This window comes from Capnocytophaga sp. CM59 (assembly GCF_000293175.1).
GTDB classification, from domain to species: Bacteria; Bacteroidota; Bacteroidia; order Flavobacteriales; family Flavobacteriaceae; genus Capnocytophaga; species Capnocytophaga granulosa.
The window spans coordinates 86,891-96,620 of sequence record NZ_ALNN01000016.1 but is presented as its reverse complement, the minus strand read 5'-3'; the positions used below and the strand labels follow the sequence as shown (position 1 = coordinate 96,620).

At 43.9% G+C, this 9,730-nt stretch carries 7 protein-coding genes; 6 read left to right on the top strand and 1 reads right to left on the bottom strand.

The window, feature by feature from the left end; translation table 11 throughout:
* Positions 1 to 254: 254 nt before the first annotated feature.
* Positions 255 to 1,004 carry a polyprenol monophosphomannose synthase gene (locus HMPREF1154_RS05690; protein ID WP_009641561.1) on the bottom strand — a complete coding sequence of 250 codons (750 nt, stop codon included), beginning with the start codon at positions 1,002 to 1,004 and terminating at the stop codon, positions 255 to 257.
* A 121-nt stretch (positions 1,005 to 1,125) separates the two neighbouring features.
* Between HMPREF1154_RS05690 and HMPREF1154_RS05685 the strand changes: the two genes are divergently transcribed.
* The 6 genes from HMPREF1154_RS05685 to HMPREF1154_RS05660 all read left to right on the top strand — a co-directional run bounded on the left by HMPREF1154_RS05685 (position 1,126) and on the right by HMPREF1154_RS05660 (position 9,701).
* Positions 1,126 to 3,072, top strand: coding sequence for a M3 family metallopeptidase (locus HMPREF1154_RS05685; RefSeq protein WP_009641571.1), 1,947 nt, complete (start codon positions 1,126 to 1,128; stop codon positions 3,070 to 3,072).
* Positions 3,073 to 3,143: 71 nt separating this feature from the next.
* Complete coding sequence (locus HMPREF1154_RS05680) at positions 3,144 to 4,739, top strand: peptide chain release factor 3 (protein ID WP_009641568.1); 1,596 nt, start codon at positions 3,144 to 3,146, stop codon at positions 4,737 to 4,739.
* 198 nt (positions 4,740 to 4,937) lie between these two features.
* On the top strand, positions 4,938 to 7,421 hold the full coding sequence (gene lon, locus HMPREF1154_RS05675) for an endopeptidase La (RefSeq protein WP_009641555.1): 2,484 nt from the start codon (positions 4,938 to 4,940) through the stop codon (positions 7,419 to 7,421).
* A 104-nt stretch (positions 7,422 to 7,525) separates the two neighbouring features.
* A complete protein-coding gene (locus tag HMPREF1154_RS05670) occupies positions 7,526 to 7,822 on the top strand; it encodes a hypothetical protein (RefSeq protein WP_009641554.1) in 297 nt (98 codons plus the stop codon).
* A gap of 75 nt (positions 7,823 to 7,897) precedes the next feature.
* Positions 7,898 to 9,232 carry a signal recognition particle protein gene (gene ffh / locus HMPREF1154_RS05665; RefSeq protein ID WP_009641618.1) on the top strand — a complete coding sequence of 445 codons (1,335 nt, stop codon included), beginning with the start codon at positions 7,898 to 7,900 and terminating at the stop codon, positions 9,230 to 9,232.
* A gap of 10 nt (positions 9,233 to 9,242) precedes the next feature.
* A complete protein-coding gene (locus HMPREF1154_RS05660) occupies positions 9,243 to 9,701 on the top strand; it encodes a DUF2750 domain-containing protein (protein ID WP_009641544.1) in 459 nt (152 codons plus the stop codon).
* Positions 9,702 to 9,730 lie beyond the last annotated feature (29 nt).

Genomic DNA, 9,730 nt, shown 5'->3' with positions numbered 1-9,730 from the left:
AGGGGGGAGTTAGTAAGTGATAGAGGTTCAATAAGTTATAAAAGGGAAATTTTCTAATTTAATAAACAAATTAGACCATTTCAACGCCCTTAAAGCTCCCCCTTTGGAGGGGGGTTGGGGGAGGTTTTTACAAATAATTGTTTATCAGTTACTTGCAATTTCAATAACAACCTAAAAACAACTTGCGAAACTTAAATTAATGATTAATGGTTAATGCCAATAATGATTAATCATTGATCATTAAACATTAATCATTAAGAAAAGATCTGTCTGATTCTCATGGCGATGACCCCAAAGATAGCCTCGCGGATAATGGAGGCATTCATTTTGGATTTGCCTCGTACGCGGTCGGTGAAGACGATAGAGACCTCTGAAAGGTGAAATTTCTTTACGTAGGCTTTGTATTTCATCTCTATTTGGAAGGCATAGCCTACGAATTTTATCTTGTCAAAGTCAATACTCTCTAAGACCTTTCGCTTGTAACAGACAAAACCCGCAGTAGGATCTTGTACCCTCATTCCTGTGATAAGTTTTACATAGAAAGAAGCTCCATAGGAAAGCAATACTCGCCTAAGTGGCCAATTGACTACATTGACCCCCTTTACGTAGCGAGAGCCAATGGCCATATCGGCATGTTGCTCCTTACAGGCTCTGTATAGGCGTATGAGATCAGAGGGATTATGAGAAAAATCGGCGTCCATTTCAAAGAAATAGTCGTACCTTTTTTTACTGTTAAGTCCCCAGAGGAATCCATGTATATAGGCTGTACCAAGTCCTGTCTTCTCTGTACGCTCCGCAAGGAACAGTCTGTCAGGGAACTCTTGTTGCAATTGCCTTACTCTTAGGGCTGTCCCATCGGGAGAGTTATCATCTACAATCAGTACATCAAAATGATGTGCCTGCAGAAGGGTTACCCGTATGATACTCTCTATATTCTCTATCTCATTGTAGGTAGGGATAATCACTAAGCTATCGGAAAAAGTCTCAACTAAAGCCGTATTCATTATTTTATAAATATGGGGGCAAAGGTACAACTATTTTACTAATGTGTCAATGAGACAATGAGACAATTTACCAATGAAAACAATGAGGGCGAATTGCCATTTGCCCCTACAACAACGGAATATGTTATTACAAAAAAGTACACTTGCCTATGAGGCACCTGATTTCTCACAAATAAAAAGTGAAGACTTCGCCCCTGCTCTACAAGAGGCCATCTCTGAACAACAAGCAGCTATCACAGCTATTGTGGAGGATACTTCCCCTGCCAGCTTTGCCAATACGATCCTTGCTTTGGAGAAAAGCGGGGAAGCATTGCTAAGGGTGAGTAACCTCTTTTTCGCCCTTGCTGGAGCAGATACCAATGAGGTACTTCAGCAAACAGAAAAGGAAATACTACCCCTATTGGCTGCCCAAGAGGATAGTATCTATCTCAATGACAAGCTCTTTAAGCGGGTACAGACACTCTACAAGGTACGTACTACCCTAGACTTAGACGCCGAATCACTAAAGCTCTTAGAGTACTACTATGATCTCTTCCTACTTCGTGGGGCTAACCTTTCCGCAGAGGGAAAAGCAACCCTTAAGCAGCTCAATAGCCAATTGGCTACCTTGGAGAACGACTTTAATTACCATACCTTGCAAGCTAGGAAGGAAGCTGCCCTTATCCTCACCCAAGAGGAGGCGCTTGCTGGCCTTTCCCCTGAAGAGAAACAAGCTCTTAAGCAGCCTGATGGCAGTTGGAAGATTGCCTTGACCAATACCACACAGCAGCCGCTGCTCTCCCGATTGGATAACGAAGAGACCCGCCGCCTGCTCTTCGAGCAATCATGGCACAGAGCTACCAAGGGCGCCCATGCTACAGAACCTATTGTGCTAAAAATCATTGCTTTGCGACAGCAAAAAGCGGCTCTTTTGGGTTATCAAAACTATGCTGAATGGTCTTTGCAAAAAAGTATGGCCAAGACTGCTGAGACAGTGAGGGACTTCTTTGAAAAATGGATTCCTCCTACCTTGGAAAGGATACAACAAGATCTTGAGGCTCTTAAAACAATCGCACAGCGAGAGGATATAGCACCCCACAACTGGGATTACTATAGTGAGAAGCTACGCAAGAGCCAATATGATTTAGATGAGAACGAACTCAAGCCTTATTTCGAACTCTTCAATGTCTTGGAAAAAGGTGTTTTCCACGCGGCTACTTGCCTCTATGGTATTACTTTCAAAAGGCGTACCGACCTACCTGTATATCACCCCGATGTGGTAGTCTATGAGCTTTTTGAAGCCGACGGCCGCCCCTTAGGTCTCTACTATGGAGACTTCTACACACGTGAGAGCAAGCGTGGAGGGGCTTGGATGAGTGAGCTGGTTACCCCTTCCAAACTCTTTGGCCAAAAGCCCGTGATCTATAATGTATGCAACTATACCCCTCCTACCGAGACGCTCCCTTGTCTGCTTACCTATAGCGAGGTAGAAACGCTCTTCCATGAGTTTGGCCATGCCCTGCATGCTTTCTTTGCAGAGCAGCAATATGCTACCCTTGCAGGAACAGCTGTAGCGAGAGACTTTGTGGAGTTTCCCTCTCAGTTCAATGAGTATTGGGCACTACATGAGCAGGTACTCCCCCATTATGCTCACCATTACCTCACTCAAGAGGTTATCAGTGAGGAGCTTATAACCAAGATCAAGAACTCCAGAGACTTTAATCATGGCTATAGATTTGGCGAAGTTTTGGCCTCTGCCTATTTGGATATGCAGTGGCATACCCTCCCTGCCGAGGGCCACATCACAGCGGTAGCTCCCTTTGAGGCCACTGCTACTGAGCGCTTTCCCAAGGAAGTGCCTGTGCGTTATCGTTCCTTGTACTTCTCCCATATCTTCGGTGGTGGCTATGCCGCAGGCTATTATGCTTACCAATATTCGGAAATTCTCGCCCAAGAGATCTATCACTGGTTTGAGACTCATGGCGGTCTGACTCGCCACAACGGGGAACGCCTTAGAAAGCTCGTCCTTTCTCAAGGAAACACAAAAGAATACCAAGAAATGATCAAACTAATGGTAAGTGAAAAGTGAAGAGTGAAGAGTGAAAAATGAAGAGTGAAGAGCAATAAAAAATTAACAATTGACAATTAACAATTAAAAAAGTGTCTTTAGAAACAGAAATACAAAAGCGCCGTACTTTCGGCATTATCTCGCACCCTGATGCGGGGAAAACAACCCTTACCGAGAAGCTACTCCTCTTCGGGGGGGCTATTCAGGAGGCTGGAGCTGTGAAATCCAACAAGATTAAAAAGGGAGCTACCTCCGACTTTATGGAGATAGAACGCCAGCGTGGTATCTCGGTGGCTACCTCTGTTTTGGCTTTCAATTACAAGGAGCATAAAATCAATATCTTGGACACACCTGGTCACAAGGATTTTGCCGAAGATACCTTCCGTACCCTTACCGCTGTAGATAGCGTGATTGTGGTAATTGACGTAGCTAAAGGGGTGGAAGAACAGACCGAAAAGCTGGTAGAGGTATGCCGTATGCGCAATATCCCTATGATTGTCTTTATCAATAAGCTCGACCGCGAAGGGAAAGATGCCTTTGACCTCTTGGACGAGGTGGAACAAAAATTAGGACTACATGTAACCCCTTTGAGCTTTCCCATTGGTATGGGCTACGACTTCAAGGGGATCTACAATATATGGGAAAAGAACATCAACCTTTTCTCAGGAGACAGCCGTAAGAATATAGAAGAAACTATTTCCTTTAGCGACATCAATAGCCCCGAATTAGAGCAGCTGATTTCCGAACAGTCGGCCGCTACCCTTCGCAATGACTTAGAGCTGGTCTATGAAGTATATCCCGCCTTTGACCGTGCGGCCTATCTCAGTGGTGCTCAACAACCTGTCTTCTTTGGCTCTGCCTTGAACAACTTCGGAGTGAGGGAACTCTTGGACTGCTTTGTAGAGATTGCCCCATCTCCCCTACCCAAGGCTAGCGAAGAGCGCTTGGTACAGCCCAATGAAAAGGCTTTTACAGGCTTTGTCTTTAAGATACATGCCAATATGGATCCCAACCATCGCGACCGCTTGGCTTTTGTGAAAATCGTTTCGGGTAGCTTCGAGCGCAACAAACCTTATTTGCATACCCGATTGGGTAAGAAACTCAAGTTCTCCAGTCCCAATGCTTTCTTTGCCGAAAAGAAAGAAGTAGTGGATATTTCCTACGCGGGAGACATCGTTGGCCTACATGATACAGGCAACTTCAAGATAGGTGACACCCTGACAGAGGGTGAAGTACTCCATTTCAGAGGTATACCAAGCTTCTCCCCTGAGCACTTCCGCTATATCAACAACGCCGATCCGCTCAAGTCCAAGCAGTTAGAGAAAGGTATAGACCAGCTTATGGACGAAGGGGTTGCCCAGCTATTCACCTTGGACTTCAACGGGCGAAAGGTCATCGGTACCGTAGGTGCGCTCCAGTATGAGGTTATCCAATACCGATTGGAGCACGAATATGGGGCTAAGTGTAGCTATGAGAATTTCCCTATCTACAAAGCCTGTTGGGTGGAAGCCCCTGAAAACCCTAAAGACCCTGATTACTTGGATTTCTTACGTGTCAAACAAAAATTCTTAGCTCGTGACAAGCAAGGGCAATTGGTCTTTTTGGCCGATTCAGCTTTTTCTATAGAAATGGTCAAGCAAAAATACCCACAACTGAAGCTACATTTCACTTCAGAATTTTTAAACTAAGGGAGGTATTAACTCCAAGAGAGAGAGAATCCTTGCTTTCTAATCATTTTTGGCATATTAATTGCTCTTTATAGGGGTCAGTTTATAGCATATATCATACTATACTGTTTATCAGTTGTTTGCATTTTTCTATTTTACTTTATTGTAGAAGCAAGAAGAAAAAACTGACAATATTACATGTTTTAGCGAAAATATTTCATGAGAATAGGAAATTTTGACAGTCTTTTAGAAGACCATCTTGAAGATGCGAAAATCATAGCCATCCCTCATCAGCGAGATGAAGAGGAGATGGAGGAAGATCATACCGATGCGCCACTACCTGAAGTGCTCCCTATACTCCCCTTGAAGAATACGGTGCTCTTCCCTGGGGTGATTATGCCGATTTCTATCAAGCGAGAGGCCTCTTTGGAACTTATCAATGATGCCAAAAAGGAGCGCCTGATAGGAGTGGTCAGCCAGCGCAACGACAATGATGCACCCAGCAAAGCGGACTTCTACAGTATAGGAGTGGTGGCGCGTATCATCAAGATTCTCAAGATTCCTGATGGAAGTATCAGTGTCTTGGTACAAGGGACTCGCCGCTTCCAAATCACCGAATTTGTAGAGGAACAGCCCTACTTCAAGGCCAAGATACAAGAAAGCCCTGAACTACTCCCCGAAGAAGAAGATGAGGAGTTCACCGCTACTATGGAAGTGGTCAGGGACATCTCCCTAAAATTAGCCAAAGAAACAACCTCTGGCGGACTTGAAGTGCCTTTTGTGCTGCAAAATATAGACAATGATTTCTTTTTGATCAACTATGTAGCCTCTACCTCTCCCCTATCGGTAGGTGAAAAACAGGATATATTGGAGCAAAACAGCTTGGTTACTCGTGCTTGGGCGATCATCAAGTATTTTGGAGTAGAACTCCAAAAGGCAACCCTAAGAAGGGAAATACAGAACAAAGTCCATATGGACTTTGACAAGCAACAGCGCGATTATTTCCTACACCAACAGATACAGACCATTCAGAAGGAATTGGGCAATGAGTCCTTTGAGGCGGATATAGAAAAATTCAAAGAGCAAGCTAAAACCAAGCTATGGAATGAAAAAATTCAAAAGCACTTTGATAAGGAACTAGCTAAACTCCAGCGTCTCAATCCCCAGATGCCTGATTATGCCATACAGCGCAACTATATAGATTTACTCTTAGACCTGCCTTGGGGTGTCTATTCCAAAGACAAGTTTGATCTCAAGCGCGCACAGAAAATATTAGACAAAGACCATTATGGTTTGGAAGATGTCAAGCGACGTATCATAGAATACTTAGCCGTACTAAAGCTACGTAACGATATGAAATCGCCTATCCTCTGTCTCTACGGCCCTCCAGGGGTAGGAAAAACCTCCTTAGGCCGCTCCATAGCCAAGGCCTTAGGTCGCGAATATGTACGTATGGCACTAGGTGGCTTGCGCGATGAGGCCGAGATCCGCGGACACCGCAAGACCTACATAGGGGCTATGCCTGGGCGTATCTTACAACTGATTAAGAAAGCGGGTACTTCCAACCCTGTTTTCGTATTAGACGAGCTGGACAAACTCAGTCAAGGCTACGGGGGAGATCCCTCTTCTGCTATGCTGGAGGTGCTTGACCCTGAGCAAAACAACGAGTTCTATGACAATTTCCTTGAGATTGGTTATGACCTCTCCAAGGTGATGTTTATCGCTACAGCCAATGACCTAAGCACCATACAGCCTGCCCTAAAAGACCGAATGGAGATCATCAACATCTCTGGCTATACTATTGAGGAAAAGGTAGAGATTGCTCGCCATTTCCTTTTGCCCAAGGTACTCAAGGAGCATGGTATGGAACAAAAGCAGATCCAGCTGGGCAAGAAAGAGATAGAGCGTATTGTGGAAGGCTATACCCGTGAGTCGGGCGTAAGAAACTTAGAGAAGCAAATCTCTAAAATCGTACGCTATATAGCCCGTGCTATTGCCATGGATGAGGAGTACAACCCGAAAATCTCCTTGGAAGATATCCGAAAAATATTGGGTATTCCTACCGAGCGAGATAAGTATGAGAACAATGAAGTGGCAGGTGTGGTAACAGGATTGGCTTGGACAAGTGTCGGGGGTGATATCCTCTTTATAGAATCCGCTTTCTCCAAGGGCAGCGGAGGGCTTTCTATCACAGGAAATATAGGTACAGTGATGAAGGAGTCGGCCACTATTGCCTTAGAATATATCAAGGCTCATGCCGAGCAGTTTGGCCTTGATACGCGTATTTTTGACCAATACAAAATCCATATCCATATCCCCGAAGGTGCTACCCCTAAGGATGGACCTAGTGCAGGGATTGCACTACTGACCTCACTCTTCTCAGTACTGACCCAGCGAAGGGTGAAGAAGAACCTAGCCATGACAGGAGAGATTACCCTCCGTGGTAAGGTACTCCCCGTGGGTGGTATCAAAGAGAAAATACTTGCTGCCAAGCGAGCAGGTATCAAGGAAATTATCCTATGCAAGGACAATGAAAAAGACATTGACGAAATCAAGCAAGAATACCTCCAAGGTCTTACCTTCCACTATGTCACCGAAATGGAAGAGGTACTCAAAAAAGCTGTAACAAAAGAAACTGTAAAGAATCCTAAGACTTTCACCTTTGATGATAAAATAGGGACGAATGGCAATTCGCCCGCATAAAAGTACAATTAACAATTAACCATTGATAATTAACAATTAATCATTAATCATTAATAATTAAATTTGTACTTTTGCGGCAGCAATTTTTTTAAATATTTTAGATTATGGACAAAGAAGCGTTCCTTAAAGAAGCACAAGACAAGATCAATGCTTTGACCGAAAAAATTAATTCTCTAACTGCCTCTTTGGGTATCCAAACAGGAGATCTTAAAGAAAAGGCGCAAGAAGAAATCAACAAGCTCTTAGCGGACAAATCCTCTCTTACTGAAAAATTTGAAGCCTTAAAGAATGTTTCTGATGACAAGTGGGAAGAAGCTAAGAAAGCTTTCAATGACATCTCTTCTGGTAATTTCTCTGAAGGAATCCAGAAAGGAATTGAAACACTAAAGAATTTATTCTAATTCAGTATAGTGGTTAGTGATTAGTTGTCAGAAACTAACCACTAACCACTAATAACTAACAACTAATAGAATAACATGTTTGATAACTTAAGTGATAAATTAGAGAAGGCCTTACATGTACTCAAGGGGCATGGCCAGATTACTGAAATCAACGTAGCGGAAACGCTCAAGGAAGTACGTCGTGCGCTCTTGGATGCCGACGTGAACTATGCCATTGCTAAGGACTTTACCGCTAAGGTAAAAGCTAAAGCCTTGGGTGCCAATGTACTTACTACCCTACAGCCTGGCCAGCTCATGGTCAAGATTGTCCGCGATGAGCTTACTGAACTTATGGGAGGTGATGCCACAGGGGTCAATCTCAGCGGTAACCCTTCGGTGATTCTTATGTCGGGGCTACAAGGGTCTGGTAAAACTACCTTCTCTGGAAAATTGGCCAACTTCCTCAAAACCAAAAAGAACAAAAAACCGCTCTTGGTTGCCTGCGACGTCTACCGTCCTGCAGCGATTGACCAGCTGCATATTGTAGGGGATCAGATAGGAGTGCCTGTATTTTCCGAAAAAGAAAACAACAATCCTGTAGATATTGCCCAAAAAGGAATTGCTTATGCCAAAAGCAATGGGCTAAATGTGGTTATTATAGATACCGCAGGGCGCTTGGCTGTAGATGAGCAGATGATGAAGGAAATCGCCGATATTCACAAGGCGGTTAGCCCTCAGGAGACACTTTTTGTGGTAGATGCCATGACTGGGCAAGACGCGGTAAATACCGCCAAAGCCTTCAATGATGTCCTAAACTTTGATGGGGTAATCCTTACCAAATTGGACGGGGATACCCGTGGCGGGGCTGCTATCTCTATCAAATCGGTAGTAAATAAACCAATCAAGTTTGTCGGTACAGGCGAGAAAATGGACGCCATTGATGTGTTCTACCCCGCTCGTATGGCCGATCGTATCTTGGGCATGGGCGACGTGGTATCTCTTGTGGAACGTGCCCAAGAGCAGTTCGACGAAGAACAAGCCCGCAAGCTACAGAAGAAAATAGCCAAGAACCAATTCGGTTTTGACGACTTCCTCTCCCAGATACAACAAATCAAGAAAATGGGTAGCATGAAAGACCTCTTAGGTATGCTCCCTGGGGTAGGTAAGGCAGTAAAAGACTTAGATATCAGCGATGATGCCTTCAAGTATATTGAGGCTATCATCTACTCTATGACCCCTGCCGAGCGTAGTAACCCTTCTATCATCAATACTTCTCGCAAAAATCGTATTGCCAAAGGAAGCGGTCGCAACATTGCTGAAGTCAATCAACTCCTTAAGCAGTTTGATCAAATGAGCAAGATGATGAAGATGATGCAAAGCGGTGGTGCCAAACAAATGATGCGCATGATGCAATCCATGCCAAGAATGTAAATATTTAAATATGGAACAAGAATTATTAGATAGCTACTTTCATTTTATAAGAGAAGTGGTAGCTACAGGAATCATTTATTGTCTTAGAGATACACAAAGTGAATATGTCGCCGCTTGTACCTCCAACCAGTTTGTAACTCAGGACGATGAGGAACAAGTAGGGGTATTTGCCTTTTGGTCTGACATGGAGAAAGCTCAGGCCTGCCAAAAAGAGGAGTGGAAGGAATACACTGTCAGTGAAATTCCTTTAGCAGAATTCATGGAGGACTGGTGCTTGAGCATGTATCAGGACGATATCGTAGCAGGAATTGATTTTTCCCAAGACCTATATGGGTATGAGGAAACTCCTATGGAACTGCTCAAGACCCTTATCGCTGAGGTAGAAGCCAATGAGGTTGCCCTTTCTTTCAATGGATTTACCTCTTTGGAAGACTTAAAAGAATACGTTAAAGAAATAGAGGCTGAATAAACATTTTTTTTCATTCATTTTCACAACAG